15 protein-coding genes and 1 tRNA gene are annotated in these 15789 nt (G+C 65.9%); 5 read left to right on the top strand and 11 right to left on the bottom strand.

Going from position 1 to position 15789, the window contains the following annotated elements; genetic code table 11:
- The first annotated feature begins 145 nt into the window (after nucleotides 1-145).
- Entirely contained in the window at nucleotides 146-823 is a 678-nt protein-coding gene (locus tag ACLB0R_RS06090) for a hypothetical protein (RefSeq protein WP_434953778.1), read from the top strand.
- Here ACLB0R_RS06090 and ACLB0R_RS06085 read toward each other — a convergent pair.
- Together ACLB0R_RS06085 and ACLB0R_RS06080 are read right to left on the bottom strand one after the other, a co-directional pair.
- Entirely contained in the window at nucleotides 810-2126 is a 1317-nt protein-coding gene (locus ACLB0R_RS06085; RefSeq protein WP_416642445.1) for a DNA-packaging protein, read from the bottom strand. The genes ACLB0R_RS06090 and ACLB0R_RS06085 overlap by 14 nt on opposite strands.
- The gene (locus ACLB0R_RS06080) at nucleotides 2119-2667 is read right to left on the bottom strand and encodes a hypothetical protein (RefSeq protein ID WP_416642444.1); all 549 of its coding nucleotides are present in this window, start codon (nucleotides 2665-2667) and stop codon (nucleotides 2119-2121) included. Before ACLB0R_RS06080 ends, ACLB0R_RS06085 begins: the two co-directional genes overlap by 8 nt.
- Nucleotides 2668-2923: 256 nt before the next feature.
- On the opposite strand from ACLB0R_RS06080, the gene ACLB0R_RS06075 reads away from it, so the two are divergent.
- The gene (locus ACLB0R_RS06075) at nucleotides 2924-3301 is read left to right on the top strand and encodes a VOC family protein (protein WP_416643027.1); all 378 of its coding nucleotides are present in this window, start codon (nucleotides 2924-2926) and stop codon (nucleotides 3299-3301) included.
- 94 nt (nucleotides 3302-3395) lie between these two features.
- On the top strand, nucleotides 3396-3989 hold the full coding sequence (locus ACLB0R_RS06070; RefSeq protein ID WP_416642443.1) for a hypothetical protein: 594 nt from the start codon (nucleotides 3396-3398) through the stop codon (nucleotides 3987-3989).
- Nucleotides 3990-4071: 82 nt separating this feature from the next.
- On the opposite strand, the gene dapF is transcribed toward ACLB0R_RS06070, so the two are convergent.
- The 3 genes from dapF to ACLB0R_RS06055 form a co-directional block, all read right to left on the bottom strand.
- Nucleotides 4072-5019 carry a diaminopimelate epimerase gene (gene dapF, locus ACLB0R_RS06065; RefSeq protein ID WP_416642442.1) on the bottom strand — a complete coding sequence of 316 codons (948 nt, stop codon included), beginning with the start codon at nucleotides 5017-5019 and terminating at the stop codon, nucleotides 4072-4074.
- A gap of 47 nt (nucleotides 5020-5066) precedes the next feature.
- Nucleotides 5067-5726, bottom strand: a complete 660-nt coding sequence (locus ACLB0R_RS06060; RefSeq protein WP_416642441.1) for a glutathione S-transferase family protein — start codon at nucleotides 5724-5726, stop codon at nucleotides 5067-5069.
- Between the two features lie 70 nt (nucleotides 5727-5796).
- Nucleotides 5797-6279 carry a DUF6456 domain-containing protein gene (locus tag ACLB0R_RS06055; protein ID WP_416642440.1) on the bottom strand — a complete coding sequence of 161 codons (483 nt, stop codon included), beginning with the start codon at nucleotides 6277-6279 and terminating at the stop codon, nucleotides 5797-5799.
- 87 nt (nucleotides 6280-6366) lie between these two features.
- Between ACLB0R_RS06055 and ACLB0R_RS06050 the strand changes: the two genes are divergently transcribed.
- Nucleotides 6367-6942, top strand: a complete 576-nt coding sequence (locus ACLB0R_RS06050; protein ID WP_416642439.1) for a helix-turn-helix domain-containing protein — start codon at nucleotides 6367-6369, stop codon at nucleotides 6940-6942.
- A gap of 20 nt (nucleotides 6943-6962) precedes the next feature.
- Here the strand turns inward: ACLB0R_RS06050 and galK are convergent, their stop codons facing one another.
- Genes galK through ACLB0R_RS06030 form a run of 4 tightly spaced genes read right to left on the bottom strand, consistent with a single transcriptional unit; the run spans nucleotide 6963 to nucleotide 12632 of the window.
- A complete protein-coding gene (galK, locus tag ACLB0R_RS06045) occupies nucleotides 6963-8114 on the bottom strand; it encodes a galactokinase (RefSeq protein WP_416642438.1) in 1152 nt (383 codons plus the stop codon).
- Complete coding sequence (locus ACLB0R_RS06040; protein ID WP_416642437.1) at nucleotides 8111-9133, bottom strand: UDP-glucose--hexose-1-phosphate uridylyltransferase; 1023 nt, start codon at nucleotides 9131-9133, stop codon at nucleotides 8111-8113. Before ACLB0R_RS06040 ends, galK begins: the two co-directional genes overlap by 4 nt.
- Nucleotides 9130-11205: an alpha-galactosidase gene (locus ACLB0R_RS06035; protein WP_434953777.1), complete on the bottom strand. Its 2076-nt coding sequence runs from the start codon at nucleotides 11203-11205 to the stop codon at nucleotides 9130-9132. The genes ACLB0R_RS06040 and ACLB0R_RS06035 overlap by 4 nt, the downstream gene beginning before the upstream one ends.
- Entirely contained in the window at nucleotides 11202-12632 is a 1431-nt protein-coding gene (locus tag ACLB0R_RS06030; protein ID WP_416642435.1) for a sodium:solute symporter family transporter, read from the bottom strand. Before ACLB0R_RS06030 ends, ACLB0R_RS06035 begins: the two co-directional genes overlap by 4 nt.
- A gap of 81 nt (nucleotides 12633-12713) precedes the next feature.
- Between ACLB0R_RS06030 and ACLB0R_RS06025 the strand changes: the two genes are divergently transcribed.
- Nucleotides 12714-14609 (top strand): beta-galactosidase, encoded by a 1896-nt coding sequence (locus ACLB0R_RS06025; protein WP_416642434.1) that lies wholly within the window; start codon nucleotides 12714-12716, stop codon nucleotides 14607-14609.
- Here ACLB0R_RS06025 and ACLB0R_RS06020 read toward each other — a convergent pair.
- Both ACLB0R_RS06020 and ACLB0R_RS06015 read right to left on the bottom strand, forming a co-directional pair.
- Nucleotides 14597-14672 (bottom strand) — tRNA-Val (locus ACLB0R_RS06020). The genes ACLB0R_RS06025 and ACLB0R_RS06020 overlap by 13 nt on opposite strands.
- A 42-nt stretch (nucleotides 14673-14714) precedes the next feature.
- Nucleotides 14715-15674, bottom strand: coding sequence for a hypothetical protein (locus tag ACLB0R_RS06015; protein WP_416642433.1), 960 nt, complete (start codon nucleotides 15672-15674; stop codon nucleotides 14715-14717).
- Nucleotides 15675-15789: the final 115 nt, after the last annotated feature.

Below are 15789 nucleotides of genomic sequence, written 5' to 3'. Positions count from 1 at the left end.
GCAGACAACGCGAGGTCGGTTGCGAGCAACGACTCTGAGTCGAGGAGCACGAAGCGGTCGCCCGCGCGCTGCGTGCCGATCGCCCAGTCGGTGCCGCGCCTGCCGCGCCACAAGTTGGACAAGCGCCAGCGCGCGCCGCCCAGCGGTGCGACCGGAGCGCGAACAGCTCGACCAGTGCGCCATCGCCATCGGTCAGCAGCTGGATATAGGCATTGCCGTGGAGCAGCAGATGCGTCGCCAGCGCCTCGGTCAACGCCTGGCCGCCGGAGCGCGCCGTCACCAGCGCGGCGAGCGCGGGGTCAGACGCGGTAAGCGGCGCCGAGGCGACGCCTTCCGCGACCAGCCGCACCGCGCGCTGCGCCACCGGATTGCGCTGATAGCCATCGCGCGCCTGCGCTTCATAGCTTTGCGGCCAGTCGCCCAGCGCGACGCCGGGCCAGCTCGCATAGCGCGACAGCGCGGGACGCGAGCCGTTGCTCCCGGCGGCTTTCCAGCCGAAGAGTTTCATGCCATGCTCCTGAAAATGGGGAATATTGATTGGTCGATGGTTGAGGACGTCGCGATGATTATCGCCGTCTTGGTCATACCTGTCGGACTAGGTGTCTGGTGGCTTTACGATACCGATGCATACGACCGGTTCACTGAGCGCTTCGGCGTCCAACCGTCTATGCTTGGCCTGATGTGTTTTTGGCTTTTCTTCGCGGTCGACGGCTTCCAGCAGCACACTTGGAAAGCTTTTGCTGGCGGGCTGCTCTATATTGGATTGACGATCCTTATGATTTGGCAGCTGGTTCGCAATAACCGATCGTTCAAAGCCCCTTGACCGAAGCCACCCCCCGCTTCCCCAGCAAAAGCTCGGTCAGTGCCCACACCAGCGCGTCCGCCCGGTCCGGCGAGCGCCCCGGCCCGGCATAAGCGCCACCCGCGATCAGGCCGCACAATTCATCCTCCAGCGCCGGAAAGCGCCCGGCGTGGAGCACCTCGCCCGCTTCGTAGCGCACCGCGATCGGCTCGGCGCGCGCCACCTTGCCGCGGGTCGCGTGGACCGAGGTCACCGGCAGCCCGGCATCGACCGCATGCAGCACGCTCGCCACCATCGCGCCGCCATTATTGACCTCGGCGACCACTCGGTCCGCCCCCCAACGTGCCGCGCAGTCGGCCACCGCGCGCGCCCAGCCTTCGGGTGACAAGCCGGCAACGCTGGCATCTTCCAGCACATAGCCGCGCCGCTGCCCGTCCACCTCGGCCACCCCGGCCGCGACGATGCCGCACGCATCACCCGTCGTGCCACCGGGGGGGTCGACGCCGACCACCACCCGATCCATCGCCGGCAGCACCCCGTCAAAGCGACTCGCCTCGATCATCGCCCGCGTCCACAGCGCGCCCTCGGCATCGGCCAGCAGCTCGCCGTCGAGCTCCTGCCGGCCGAGCCGCGTGCCGCCATAAAGCGTGTCCATCGCCTCGACGAAGCTCGCCGGCAGATGCGTATTGTCGCGCGTCGCTCCCCGCTTTTCGACAAAGCCCGGCATCGCCCTGATGCGGTGCATCAGCGGCGTCGGGCGCGGCGTCGTCGTCACCAGCACGCGCCAGTCGTCGGCGCCGCGCAAGCCGAGCAGCAGATTGTCCCACGCCTTGTCACCCTGCCGCCATTTGCCGAGTTCATCGCACCAGGCGACCGAATGTTCGGGCCCGCGCAGCTTTTCCGGCGCCTCCGCCGAATAAGCAAAGGCCTGGGCGCCCGAATCGAACGACAAGGTGCCGGTGCCGCTGCGCCAGCGCAGGGGTTCGTCGTCGCGCGCCACCTTGGTCAGGCCGCGTTCGCCCTCGATCATCACCGAGACGACATCGTCGATCGTCGCGCCGACCAGCGCGATCCGCGCTTTCGGATTGTCGCGCGCATAGCTGGTGATCCACTCCGCCCCCGCGCGCGTCTTGCCGAAGCCGCGCCCGGCACGGATCATCCACACCCGCCAATCGCCGGGTGGCGCCAGCTGCCCGTGATGAGCAAAGACCGGCCAGCGTGCGCCGATCTCGCGGCGCTGCTCCAGGGTTAACGATCGCAGCACCAGCTCGCGCTGCACGGGCGGCAGCAACGACAGTTCGCCGACCAGATTTCGATCAACCATCGCCCAGCTGTGCCTTTACCTTGCGAGCCAGCGCATCGAGCTTGCGGCGCAGCGCCTCGTCGGTCTCGGTGGTGGTCGCCCGTTTGCGGCCACGTTTGTCGAACGCTTCGCCTTGGACCTCGCTTCGATGTCTAGCCCTGACGTCCATCGCCAGTTTGATCGCTTCGGGCGAAATGCTGGCGGCCGGGGCAGCGGCAATCACGGCGGCATCGCCGGTCGGCTCGCCATCGCCTTGTTCCAGCGCTTCGTCGACCTCCGATGCGCCGACCGACCTCAGGCTATAGGCCAGGATCGCTTCCTCCAGCCGCGCATAGCCGATCGCCAGCGCTTCCTGCCACTGGCCGGCAAATTCGGGGTCCGTCCGCCGCCTGGCGTAGAGAATGCTGTGGGGAATCTTGGCGAGCTGCGCTGATCGACGGACGTTGCAATTGCCGGCAAGCGCATTGAGAAATCGTTTGCGCCGCGCAGCGGTCAGCCCGCGCTTATGCGTCTTGCGCTTCTGTAGCACGCGCCCGCGGCCGGGCCCTATTTCCTCATCCATGGAGCAGCCTCACCCACTACCAGCCCAAACAAAAAAGGCCGTGCAGGCGTTGCCGCCCCGGCCCTTGACGCAATTGTTCAGCGTTCCCGTTATATACCAAAAGAGCGTGACGATGTCAAGGGATTTATCCCATCTGGTTCGGGCTTTTGCGTAAAGGGCGTCGCACTGATGGCTTGAATGTCGCGCCGGTCGCGTCCATCACCACGAGCGGAACAGGGCCATCAAAACCGCCCGTCCGCAACTGGGAGCAACAATGATGTACAGCCACATCATGGTCGGCGCGAACGACCTTGCAGAATCCAAGGCATTTTATGACGCGACGCTCGGCGCGCTCGGCTATGGCCCGGGCCGTGCGGACGATAAGAACCGCGTGTTCTGGATGACGCCGACCGGCATTTTCTCGATCACCAAGCCGATCAATGGCGACGACGCCTGCCACGGCAACGGCGCGACCATCGGCTTTGCCGCCAGCTCTCCGCAAGCCGCCGATGCGTGGCACGCCGCTGGCGTCGCCACGGGTGGCACGACGTGCGAAGATCCGCCCGGCATCCGCGAAGGCGCGCTCGGCAAGCTCTACCTCGCCTATCTGCGCGATCCGGCCGGCAACAAGCTCTGCGCGCTGCACCGGATGTGACGGGAAGGGCCGCGACGAGGGTGCAAGCTCCCGTCGCGGTTACTTGCAGGTTGTCGGCAAAGGGCCGGCGCTCACCGCAGTTGTGTGAGTGCCAATGCATGATATGGTCGCGGCCTTATCGGCGAGAAAACAAGCTATGTTTGCCATTGCGCTGGCCGCCGCAAGCCACCTGATCGCCGTCGACGTGACTGGCATGCCGCCGCAGCTCGATCGGGCATTGGCCGTCGCAAAAACCGAGGGGTGGACAGTCGCGTGCAAAGGAAGCGCGGGCGAAGAAAGGGTAATCAGGTTCGCTTTTGCTCGCGATACTAACGAGGATGCCGTCGAAGCAGCCTTAGGCGGCCGCGCCCGTTTTGTGTCCTCGACCACCTATTACTATACCGACAAACCGATGCCACTGCGGTGCAACCACACCCCGGTTAGGGGCTACCTTAATCGACCGACCCAAGTGTTAGCACTAGGTCCGGACACGACGTTGGTAGCGCTCATGAATCTCGCGCATTCTTGTGGGCTCAAAAAGACTATCGTCCGCGATTTTTCGAAGCAGGACCTGGCGACGTCGACAATGGTCGTTCCCCCAGGTTGGAAGACACTCGATGCGGGTGAAGACATTGGCGCTCGCAACGGTCCGACGATTTGTTTTGCGCAGCTCATGCGTTCTGCAGTCGCGGCACGATCTGCCGACTAGCCAACGACCGACGCCGACCAATATCCTCCAACGCGGAAATGCCCATCGCGAGGCATGTCGCCCTGTTCACGCGCCTGCGGGCTCAGTCGCTCGCGATCCCATTAAGCACCCGCGCCCAAGCGGCCTGTTCGTCGGCATGGGTGCGGGTGACAACAAGATCATGCGCGACGCTGCGCTCCAGATCTACCGTCACCTCGCCTTCCCACTCGATCGTTGCGTTGCCCGCCAGCGTCACCATGCCGTCGGCGCTTGCCTCGGCGCGGATCATGCCGCCGCGGTTGAACACCGTCAGCGCGCGATCGAACGGCACGCGTGCCGTGATCCCCGCCGCATAAGTGCTCGCCGCCATCGCGCTGCCGCAGCTATCGGTGAGGCCGACCCCGCGCTCAAACGTGCGCACGTAGAGATCACCACCACGCACTTCCACGAAGGAGACGTTGGCGCGGTTGGGCAGCCAGTCGGGCGCGGCCTCGCACCGCTCGCCCAATGCCTGCAGCTCGCCATCGTCGATCCGCTCGACAAAGCTGATGAGATGCGGGTTGGGGATGGTGACGGCGGTAAAGGTGCGCGGCGAGCCCAGCATCGGCAGCGGCGCCTCGATCAGCTGTGCGGGCGCGCCGATGATCGGGAAGGCGCGCGTGTCGATGCCCGCCGGCCCTGCCGTCTCGCGCACCGTGAAGACGCCCGGCGCCATGTCCGGCTCGCGCTCGACGGCAGCCGAGGAAGTCTTGAGCTTGACCTGTGCCTGCTCGATGCCCAGCGCGGCAAACCCCGCGCGGGCCACACAGCGCAGACCGTTGAGGCACGTCTCCGCGTCCGATCCATCGCTGTTGCGCATCGACATGCCAAAGGCGTGCTCGGCATCGCCGGAGGTGAGCAGCAGCAAGCCATCGCCGCCGACCGGGCCGGCGCGATCGGCGAGCGCGCGCGCGACATTGGCCCAGGCAGCGCCATCGAGCGCGATCGCGCGCGCGTCGATCAGCGGGAAGTCATTGCCCGAGCCGTGGACCTTGGCGATGGAAAAGCGCATCGCCGCTATTTAGCGCGCCGTGGCGTTGCGGCAACGGCGCGCACGTTTCATGCGGCCGCGAGCATCTTCCGTTCGGCGCTCACGATCGGCGCGAAGCTTGGCCGGGCGACGATGCCGGCCACATAAGCGGCCAGGCGCGGATGGCTGCCGGCATCGACCGAATAGGCGCCATGGCCGAGATTGACGAAGACGCTCGCGACCGAAATATCCGCGATCGTCAGCCGGCTCGCGACGAGGAAGCCGCAATCGGGCACGGTCCGCTCGAGATAATCGAGCATCGGCGGCAATTCGGTCGAAACCGCTTCGGCGACCAGGGCCTCGTCCGTCTCGCGGTTCAGGAATTTGGGCGCGACCACGCGCTGAAAGAACACTTTAACCGCACTGGCGAACAAAATCGTGTCGGCAAACTCGTCGAACCAGATGGCGCGGCCGCGATCGACCGGATCGGCGGGGATCAGCGCCGGCTCGGGCTGTTTCGCTTCCAGATAATGGAGAATCGCGGAGGAATCGGCGAGCAGGAAGTCCTTGCCGTTGTCGGCGCCCGGGTCACGCAGCGCCGGCATCTTGCCGAACGGGCTCGCTTCGAGAAATTCCGGCGACCGATGCCCCATACCGACGCGCTCCAGCGTCACCTCGATCCCCTTCTCCCGCGCCGCCACCAACGTCTTCCGAACGAACGGTGACAGCGTCGTGCCGTACAGGATCATCTTGGCCTCCCTTATTTGACAATAAGAATGCCGATACAGCTTTCCGGGGCCGTGGCAAAGCCGGGTGTAGTCACGGCAATCGATAATGGTCCGCCAGCCGATCGAGCGCGATACCGAGCACGACGCGGCCTGATCGCGCCGGCCAGCCGAGCGCGCGTTCAGCGTGCGCCATTGGTTCGTCGGCACAAGCCACGCGCCAGAGAATATCGCTCAACCCCTGCCCGGAATTGGCCATGGCGTCGTCGAACCGGCGCTTGGCGCTGATCTGCGCGGTGGTGGGGTCCAGGCCGCCATTGGGCCGCCAACCGCCCCCGTCGACCCGCGCCGCATCCCAGCGCATCGTCACCGATGGCGCGAGCGCCGCGCCCTCATAATCGCGCCGCAACCGCTCCGCTGCCTCGAGCTGTCGCGCCGACACGAGCCCCCGTGCGGCAAGCCAGCCAAGCGTCGACTCGGCAAGGTTCACCGTCACGCTTCGGCTGCCGCGCCGAAGCGCCGTCCTCGGCGAAACGCCAAAGGCATCGACTGCCCGCTCGACCAACTGCTGTTTCAAGGCGACTCCCTCATGCTGCTCCTCGCCGCTATTGCCATTGCGGCTATGGTGTAGGACAGTACGAACCGTACCGGTTAGTGAGGGCCTATGATCACCGCTATTCGCGAAGTCCGCCGCGCTCGGGGAATGACCCTGGAAGATGTCGCGCGCGCGTGCGTACCGCCGACGACCGCACAAACCATCGGGCGGTTGGAGACGGGCACGCGCACGGTATCGGTCGCCTGGCTCAACCGTATTGCCGGCGCGCTCGGCGTGACCGCGGCCGATCTGGTTCGCTTGCCGGCGCGTGCCGACCTTGACGTCGCCGCGATCATCGACGGGGCGACCGTCAGCGCGCCGCGCCACCACGCAACACTGGCGCCGCCGGCGCCCGATGCAGCGATGGTCGGGGTCCGCGTCGTGGGCGGCGTCGGCGATTACCGCGCCGGCGATGAATTATGGTGCGAGCGGCTGTCGCCCGACCGCTATGGCCATGCGCTCAATCGCGATGTGCTGGTGCCACGCCCCGCCGGCCGTTTTCTCTTTGGTCGGCTGCTCGGGCGCGAGGCGGCGGATGGGAGCGGCAAGCTCCACCTCCTCCCGCTCGGCGCCGGCGCGCGCCAGCAAGTCGTCAATGATCCTCCGTGGATTGCGGTCGCCCGGCGCTTGATCCGGGCGCTTTGACATCGCGGTGACATGCTGGATTAAAGCAGGCGAGCGCCGCCGGCGGGCTCCTCGATCATTACCACTGGCGGGTCGCCGTCCGGGGTTCGGTAGCTGTTACCGATCGCCTGCGCCGCTTCTTCGATCACATTGCGCGCCGCAATGGCGACGACCGCACCGCCAAAGCCGCCGCCCGTCATGCGCACGCCGCCGCGATCGCCAATAAGCTCGCTTAGCTGTCCAACCAAAGCATCGATCGCAGGGGTCGTGATCTCGAAATCGTCGCGCATCGAGGTGTGCGACGCTGCCATAAGGGCGCCGAGCGTGGCCAGGTTTCCCTCGGTGAGCGCATCGGCGGCCGCCAAGGTGCGGGCATTTTCGGTAATGACGTGGCGCGCGCGGCGGAAGACGACGGGGTCCAGCCGATCGCCGGCGGCGTCGAGCTCTTCGGTGCTGGCATCGCGGAGCGCAGGGACACCGAGCCTCCGCGCGGCCTCCTCGCATTGGCGGCGGCGGGTATTGTATTCGCCCTCGACAAGTTCACGGCGGATGCCCGAATGGACGATCAGTACTGCGGTCTCAGGCGCCATTAGCACTGACATGGTCGCCAAGCTGCGGCAGTCAATCAGCAACGCGTTCCCGGCCGCCGCCCGCGCCGAAACAAGCTGATCCATGATCCCGCATTGGCAACCGGCAAAATCATGCTCGGCGCGCTGTCCGGCAAGCGCGAGCTGGGTCCGGTCATAGCCGTTCAAGCCGGCTAGCTCGGTAAGGGCGAGCCCGAGCGCGACTTCAAGCGACGCGGATGACGATAAGCCCGCGCCGGTCGGTATATTCCCGGCAATTGCGAGATCGGCACCGCGCAGATCTGCGCCTTGCGCCTGTAGTACCGCTGCGACGCCACGCAGGTAATTGCTCCAATCGCCCGGCAGGGCTCGCGTAATCGGGGCGTCGATAGGAAAATCGCAGACCGCATCGAAATCGAGCGCAGCCGCACGGATGCGGGCATCGGCCCTCGGTCGCGCCGCCACGATGGTGCCGACCGAAATCGCCGCCGGCAGCACCCAGCCGTCATTATAATCGGTATGCTCGCCGATCAGGTTGACCCGCCCCGGCGCGGCGGCGAGCAATTCTGGCGGCCCTCCAAAAGCGCGCTCGAAGCCGCTACGGGCACGTTGCTCGAGCGCCTTCATATGGCCGCGTCGCGCAGGCGCGTGGCAGCCTGCTCGGGCGTGATGTCGCGTTGCGCTTCGGCCAGCATCTCATAGCCGACCATAAACTTGCGCACCGTCGCCGAGCGGAGCAGCGGCGGGTAGAAATGCGCGTGCAGCCGCCATTCGGGGTGGTCCGCGCCATCGAACGGCGCGCCGTGCCACCCCATCGAATAAGGAAAGCTTACGCCAAATAGCCGGTCATAGGCGCGAGTAAGCTGGCCAATCGCGTCCGCCAGATCGGCGCGTTGACCGGCATTGAGATCGGGCAAGTGCTGCGCGGCGAATTTGGGCAGGAGCAGCGTCTCGAACGGCCATTTCGCCCAATAGGGCACGATCGCCAGCCAGTCGCGGGTTTCCACCACGCTGCGGAGGCCATCCGCCTCGCGCCGCATCAGGCCGGCCAGCAGTGCTTCGCCATGGTCCGCCAGCCACGCTGCTTGGGTGCGGCACTCGATCGCGGGCAAATGCGGCACGACGTCGGTCGCCCAGACTTGGCCGTGCGGGTGCGGGTTGGAGCATCCCATCTGCGCGCCCTTGTTCTCGAAGATCTGGACCCAGCGATAGCGCGCGCCCAGCTCGGCAGCTTGCGCGCTCCAGCAATCGATTACCGCGGTTACGGCAGCATGATCGAGCTCGGGCAAGGTGCGCGAATGATCAGGCGAGAAGCAGAGGACGCGCGCCTCACCGCGCGCCGGAGCAAACCGGAAATAGGGATCGTCGGCTGCCGCGCTCGCCTGATCGGCTACATCGGCTTCCAAGGCGGGGAAATCGTTGGCGAACACGAATGGCCCGCGATAGTCCGGGTTTCGCTCGCCATTGGCGCGCAAATTGCCGGGGCAAAGGTAGCAATCGGGGTCATGCGAGCGTATTGGCCGCGCCTCGGCAACCCCCTGCTCGCCAAGCCACGGCCGCTGCGTGCGCTGCGGCGACACCAGCACCCATTCGTCGCCCAGCGGATCGTAACGGCGGTGCGACTGGCGATCGGGATCGAAGCTCATGCCCGCTGCCCGTGAAAAATCGCGACCTGTTCGGCCCGGAGCGGCGGCAACGCCATGCCCGCATGTGCGAGCCAGCTCCCGCTATAGACTGTCGCCTCGCCCTGCCATCCCGGTGCGATCGGCGCGATGCGATACGCAGAGCCGGTATCGACAAACGGCATGGTGAAGGTCGGCGCGAAGCGTTGCCGCGTGGGTTCGATGCGATAGACGATCGTGATCCACTCGGCCGCGCTGCCAGCGGCGTGCCAGACGAGACCGTCGCCTAGCTCACCCTGCCAGACCGTCGCGTGGAGCAAATGGCGCCAGTGTTTGTAGAACGCGACCCAGCCCGCCAGTCGGTCCGAGTCCCCGCTGCTCAGCTGCGCGAGATCAAGCTCGATGCCGAAATGCCCCTGCAGCGCCACGGCCGCGCGGAAATCGAGCGGCTGGCTGCGGCCGGTGGTGTGTGCGGGCGCGGTGCCGACATGCGCGCCCATCAGCTCGGGCGGCAGGAACTGGAGGAAGCCACGCTGGATGTCGAGCCGCGACAGCGCATCGAGGCAATCGCTTGCCCAGAAGCGATGGACATGAGCGAGGACGCCATGGTCGATGCGGCCGCCGCCGCCGGCGCAGCTCTCGATCTCGACATTGGGGAACGCCGTGCGAAACCGGTCGAGCAGCCGGTAAAAGCCCAGCACCTGGCGCCGATAGGCCGCCTGCCCCGCCGCATCGCCCGCCGCCACCAGATCGCGATTATGATCCCATTTGAGGTAGGATAGCGGCAGATCGGCGATCAGCCCGCCGATCCGCTCGAACAGATAATCGGCGACCGCGTCGCGCGTCAGATCCAGCACCAGCTGGTTCCGGCTCAATTGCTGTAGCCGCCCCGCCAGGCCCAGCGCCCAGTCCGGGTGCGCGCGATGCAACTGGCTGTCCGGATTGACCATCTCGGGCTCGATCCACAGCCCGAACTCCATGCCGCGCGCGACGACATGGTCGGCGAGCGGCTTCAGGCCGCGCGGATATTTGGCGTCATCGGCCCACCAGTCGCCCAGCGCGCGGTGATCATCATTGCGGCGATGGAACCAGCCATCGTCGAGCACGAACCGCTCGATACCCAAGGCGGCGGCGCGATCAGCGAGCGCGATCAGTCGCGCTTCGTCATGATCGAAATAACAGCCTTCCCAGGTGTTGAGGTGGACGGGTCGCGGTCGCATCGCGCCGCCCGGCCAGTCGACGCGCCCCCGCGCAGCCCTGTGGAAATTGTGCGCGACGCCTTGCCAGCCCTGCGCGGAACACGTCGCGAGCACGGCCGGGGCGGCAACGCTTGCCCCCGGCGCCAGCCGCAGCTCGCCGGGTGCGAGGCCGATGCCGAGCTGCCATTGGCGGCGGCTATCGTCGAGCCGGTCGATCGCCTGCACATGGTTGCCCGACCAGGCCAGCTGCGCGCCATAGGCCATGCCCGCATGCGCGCTTGTCGTGCCGGCAACCGCGACCGCGCCGGGATAGGCTTCATGCGAGGTGATGCCGTGGCGGTTCTCGCGTGACCAGGTGGCGGCGCCGGGGCGATCCTCATGCAGCATGAATTCGTTGGCGTGGCGCCCGGCGTAATAGCGCACCCCATCCACGGTCGGGGGCAACGGCAGCACCGCGCTCGCCAGCCATTGGATGTCGAGCGGCTGCTCACTTTTATTGACGAGCGTCGTGGTCACCGACAGCACATCGCTCTCCGGGCACAGCGCCAGCATTACCGTGGCGCTCAGCCGGGCGACGCTGTCGCTGAGATGGATCTCAAGCCGGCCCTCGCCCGGCTCGACACGCGCCTCATCCCAGCCACAGGCGAAATCGGCACCGTTGCGATGCGCGCGCAAGCCGCTGCGGGAAAACCAGCCCAGCCCCGCGCCCGGCAGCACCGACAGCCGCGCCGGCGCATCGAGGTGGAAGCCGCGATGGTGGCGCTCCGAATGGATCGACGGGATCGTGACGCCATTGCTCAGCCGCGGTCCCCAATAGCGCCACAGCGGCGCCCCGCCCGCCACGCTTTCGATCGCGATGGAGCTGTCGCGACCCTGGAGGACGTGGATCATGCTCATGCGGTCGCGGGGTCGACCGTCGCCGCCGGCCCCATCGCCCGATTGGCCAGCAGCGCGACGGCGATACACGAGAACAGCGTCACCACCATCGCGTCGATATAGTGGAACCACGCGGGAAGAAACGCGGGCGGATCGAACGACAGCCAGGCATAAAGCGCCACCCCGAACACGATCGCCAGCGATGCCGCCGCCGCTCGCACGCCTTTGAACAACAGGCCCACCGCAAATGCCGACAGGATCGGCATCGAGGTCAGCCCATTCAGCTTTTGCAGCAGGTTGATAATGCTCGTCGCATTCTCGAAAATCGGCACCAGAACCACGCCGAGCACGGTGATGACCAGCGTTGCGCGCCATGAGACGCGCCAATGGTCGGCGATCGGCGCGATGAAGCGCTCATGGAAATCGATCGAATACAGCGCGACGGCGCCGTTCATGATCGCGGCGGTATGTGCGATCACCGCGGCCGCCATCAGCGCCGCGAAAGTGCCCGACAGCCATGGAGGCAGCACCTGCGCGACGATGCGCCCATAGCTCGCATCGCCCAGATTGCCGAACAGCTTCCACGCGACGACGCCGGGCACGACGACGATCACGGGGATGATCAGCAGGCGCACCACCGCGGCCGCGAGCACGCCGCGCTGCGCCTCGCGCACCGTTGGCGCGGTCATCGCCTTTTGGGTGATGTTCTGGTTGGTCGACCAGTAGAAGATCTGGATGAACACCATGCCGGTGAACAACGTGTGGAACGGAATCGGCGAATCATTGGCACCGATCAGCGTCACCCGCTCGGCGGGAACGCCGTTCAGCGTCCATCCTGCCGCGTTCAGGGCGAGGAAGACAACGAGCAGCGCGATCGCCAGCACGCCAATGCCGGCATAAGTATCCATCACCGCCACCGCGCGCAGGCCGCCCAGGATCGTATACAGCGCGGCGATGGCTGCCATCGGCACCGCGAACACGAGCAACGATCCCGAAAAACCGAGCATCGTCTTCAAAAACAGGCTGCCCGAATACAGCGCCGCCGGAATGTAGATGAGCACGCTGCCGATAAAGAAAATCGCGGCCACCAGCGTCCGCACGCTGCCTCCCTGGTAGCGCCGGTCGAGCAGCTCGGTCACGGTCGTGCATTGCTGGCGATAATAAATCGGCACGAAGACGAAGGCGAGGATCATCAGCCCGAAAAACCCGGCGAGTTCCCACCAGGCAAGCAGCAACATCTGGTTGCCGTTCATGCCGACGAGTTGCTCAGTCGACAGGTTCGTCAGCGTGATCGAGCCCGCGATGTAGAGCCACGATAAGCCGCCGCCCGCCAGAAACACATCCTTGCCTGATCCGTCGTGCTTGGCATGCGCGCTCGCTACCTTGCGCCAGGTGGCAAGGCCGATGAGCCCGGTGATCAGCAACGCAACCGCTATCTGGACGATCACGCGGTTCCTCCCCTAGCTAAGGCATCCGGCCACCGCGATCGGCCGTTGCCAATATTGTATCGTCCGTCGACAAGGCCTCTTATGAAGCTTGGCGTTTGTTACTACCCCGAGCATTGGCCCGAAAGCTATTGGGCAGATGATGCGCGGCGCATGGCGGAGATCGGCATCTCGCATGTCCGCATCGGCGAGTTTGCCTGGAGCCGGATCGAGCCCGAGCCGGGGCGGTTCGAATGGGATTGGCTCGATCGCGCGATCGAGACGCTGGCCGCGCGTGGCTTGTCGATCATCCTCGGCACACCCACCGCGACGCCGCCCAAATGGCTGGTCGATCGCCTGCCCGACATGATCGCTATCGATGCCGAGGGGCGCCCGCGCCGCTTCGGCTCGCGCCGGCATTACTGCTTCAGCCATGCAGGCTATGCCCGCGAATGCGACCGCATCGTGACCGCGCTCGCCCAGCGCTATGGCGAGCACCCGGCAGTCGTCGCGTGGCAAACCGACAATGAATATGGCTGCCACGATACCGCGATCAGCTACTCAGCTGCCGCCGCAGAGGCGTTCCGCGACTGGCTGGCCGCGAAATATCAATCGACGGAAGCGCTCAATCGCGCTTGGGGCAATGTCTTCTGGTCGATGGAATATTCGTCCTTCGCCGAGGTCGATCTACCAAACCTGACCGTCACTGTGCCCAATCCCGCGCACGCGCTCGACTTCCGCCGCTTTTCGTCGGATCAAGTCGTGCGGTTCAATCGTCGCCAGGTCGATGTCCTGCGGCGACTGTCGCCGGGCCGCGACATCGTCCATAATTTCATGGGCTTCTTCACTCAGTTCGATCATCACGCCGTCGCCGCCGATCTCGATGTGGCGAGCTGGGACAGCTATCCGCTCGGCTTCCTCGAGCAATTCTGGTTCTCGGCCGGGGACAAGGCGAAGTACGCGCGCCAGGGCCATCCCGATATCGCCGCTTTCCACCATGATCTTTATCGCGGTTGCCGGCCTGATGGGCGCTGGTGGGTGATGGAGCAGCAGCCAGGCCCGGTGAACTGGGCGCGCTATAATCCAGCGCCGCTGCCCGGCATGGTGCGGCTCTGGACGCTCGAAGCAATGGCGCACGGCGCCGAGCTGGTCAGCTATTTCCGCTGGCGGCAGGCACCCTTCGCACAGGAACAGATGCATGCGGGGCTGCTCCGCCCCGACAGCGCCGAGGCGCCGGGCGCGGCCGAGGCGCGGCGAGCGGCGATCGATATCGCCTCGCTGCCCGATCGTGGTGGTCCGCCGCGCAGCGTCGCGCTGCTCTTCGATTATCGCGCGGCATGGGTCACCGATATCATGCCGCAGGGTCAGGGCTTCTCGGCGCTGCGGGTCGCGTTCGATTATTACAGCGCGTTGCGCCGGCTTGGGCTCGACGTCGACATCCTCCCTCCCGATCGCGATCTCTGCGGCTATGCGATGGTCGTCATCCCGTGCCTGCCGATCATCGATGCGGCGCTCGCGGAGCAACTGGAAACGTTCAGCGGGCCAGTGGTGATCGGCGCGGCGACCGGCAGCAAGACCGTTGAATTCGCGATCCCCGCCAAGCTTCCGCCCGGCCCGCTGCAGCAGCTGATTCCGCTCAAAGTCGCTCGCGTCGAAACGCTGCGCGGCAATCCTTGCGACTGGATCGAAGAGATCGAAACCGATATGCCCGAGGGGTCGACGGGCACGTATCGCCACCATCACTATCACTACGTCGCACGCTACCCGATCAGCGCCGATGTCGAAGACTTGCTCCATCAGCTCGCACGCGATGCCGGGCTCAAGCCGGTCAGGCTCCCCGATGGCCTTCGGGTGTGCCGACGCGGCGACCTCGTCTTCGCGTTCAATTACGCAAGTCAACCGCGCGAGCTACCATCGGGCCTTATCAGCCGATTTTTGATCGGGAGCGATGATTTGCCGCCAGCGGGAGTTGCAATTGGTACGCGCGATGGTGGGCGGTGACGGGCTCGAACCGCCGACCCTCTCGGTGTAAACGAGATGCTCTACCAACTGAGCTAACCGCCCGAAGGCCGCCTCTTTGCCCAAGCCGCGCGGCGCGCGCAAGCTTCAGCTTACCATGAGGCCGTTCTGACGCAACGCGGTGAAGTATCGCGCCATGCCGTCGATCGTTGCTTCGGCAGGAGCCATATAGGCGCGCCGGCGATCGAAGGGATCGGGTCGCCGTTCGAGCATCCCGAGCTCGCTCATCCGGCCGATCCACCGCAACGCAGTGGTGGGCGGCACCGCAGCGGCGATGCACAAGCTTGAAACCGAGACTTTGTTGCCTTCAAGGTGCGCCGCGTAAAGATCGAGGAGGATGTCCCAGGCAGGGTCCTCGAACAGCCCCTCGCCCAGAATCTGGTCGCGCAATCGGCGGCCACGGATGATGCGCCGGATGTCGGCCGCCGTCGCCGCATCACCGTCGTTACCGTGATATCCGCGCCGTGTGTCGTGGATCGCCGCTGGCGGATCGGCGAACGCCGCCCTGCCGCGATCGGCGGATTCGCCGGCGGCGCGCGTCAGCCGGGCGAGCGTTTCCGCGATGCGCGCGACTTCCTCGTTGAGGCGACTAAGGCCAAGCGCATCATTGTCACGACCGGCCTCGTTGAGCGAGGTTGATCCGCCCCGATGCAGCGCCGCGGTGATCGCCCCCAGCCGTTCGGCGGCGCTCGGCGCGCACAGCAAGCTATGCGGGCCGCCGAGCATCATGGCGCTGACTGCATCGATCTGGTCGGGGTCGATCACGACCACAATCGAGCAGCCCGAGCTATCGGCAAAGGCGAGCGTGGCGTCCATGGCAGCGGTGAGCTCGCCCTCGTCGGCGCCGCCCGCTTCCACCATGATCAGATCGACGGGCGCCTGGCTCTTGAGCCGAGCAGCGCCGTCAACCAGCGGCAAGTTAGCGACGATGCGTGCACCCATTGCCGTGATAAGCGCTGCGCTGTCGTCGCTTGCCGGGTACTGGGCCGTGAGGAGCAGCGCGCTGGATTGCCAGCCAAATTGATCGACAATTCTCGCTTCGGCCATGCTGCCCCCGAATGCTCTCGACAATCAGCATTTTACGCATACCGCCAAAATGGACGAGCGGGGATGACTCCAATTCGGCGTGGTGCAGGATAATTGGCTAGGCCGGGACACGCGC

It is taken from the genome of Sphingomonas sp. GlSt437, from assembly GCF_048015635.2.
Lineage (GTDB): Bacteria > Pseudomonadota > Alphaproteobacteria > Sphingomonadales > Sphingomonadaceae > Sphingomonas.
Note: the sequence above shows the minus strand (reverse complement) of the source record. Positions and strands in the feature narration are given on the sequence as shown.

Bases quoted from the DNA above. Each gene is read 5' to 3' on its own strand.
- ACLB0R_RS06085 (WP_416642445.1), bottom strand. From the start codon at position 2,126: ATGGTTGATCGAAATCTGGTCGGCGAACTGTCGTTGCTGCCGCCCGTG.
- ACLB0R_RS06080 (WP_416642444.1), bottom strand. From the start codon at position 2,667: ATGGATGAGGAAATAGGGCCCGGCCGCGGGCGCGTGCTACAGAAGCGC.
- ACLB0R_RS06075 (WP_416643027.1), top strand. From the start codon at position 2,924: ATGTACAGCCACATCATGGTCGGCGCGAACGACCTTGCAGAATCCAAG.
- ACLB0R_RS06070 (WP_416642443.1), top strand. From the start codon at position 3,396: ATGCATGATATGGTCGCGGCCTTATCGGCGAGAAAACAAGCTATGTTT.
- dapF (WP_416642442.1), bottom strand. From the start codon at position 5,019: ATGCGCTTTTCCATCGCCAAGGTCCACGGCTCGGGCAATGACTTCCCG.
- ACLB0R_RS06060 (WP_416642441.1), bottom strand. From the start codon at position 5,726: ATGATCCTGTACGGCACGACGCTGTCACCGTTCGTTCGGAAGACGTTG.
- ACLB0R_RS06050 (WP_416642439.1), top strand. From the start codon at position 6,367: ATGATCACCGCTATTCGCGAAGTCCGCCGCGCTCGGGGAATGACCCTG.
- galK (WP_416642438.1), bottom strand. From the start codon at position 8,114: ATGAAGGCGCTCGAGCAACGTGCCCGTAGCGGCTTCGAGCGCGCTTTT.
- ACLB0R_RS06040 (WP_416642437.1), bottom strand. From the start codon at position 9,133: ATGAGCTTCGATCCCGATCGCCAGTCGCACCGCCGTTACGATCCGCTG.
- ACLB0R_RS06035 (WP_434953777.1), bottom strand. From the start codon at position 11,205: ATGAGCATGATCCACGTCCTCCAGGGTCGCGACAGCTCCATCGCGATC.
- ACLB0R_RS06025 (WP_416642434.1), top strand. From the start codon at position 12,714: ATGAAGCTTGGCGTTTGTTACTACCCCGAGCATTGGCCCGAAAGCTAT.
- ACLB0R_RS06015 (WP_416642433.1), bottom strand. From the start codon at position 15,674: ATGGCCGAAGCGAGAATTGTCGATCAATTTGGCTGGCAATCCAGCGCG.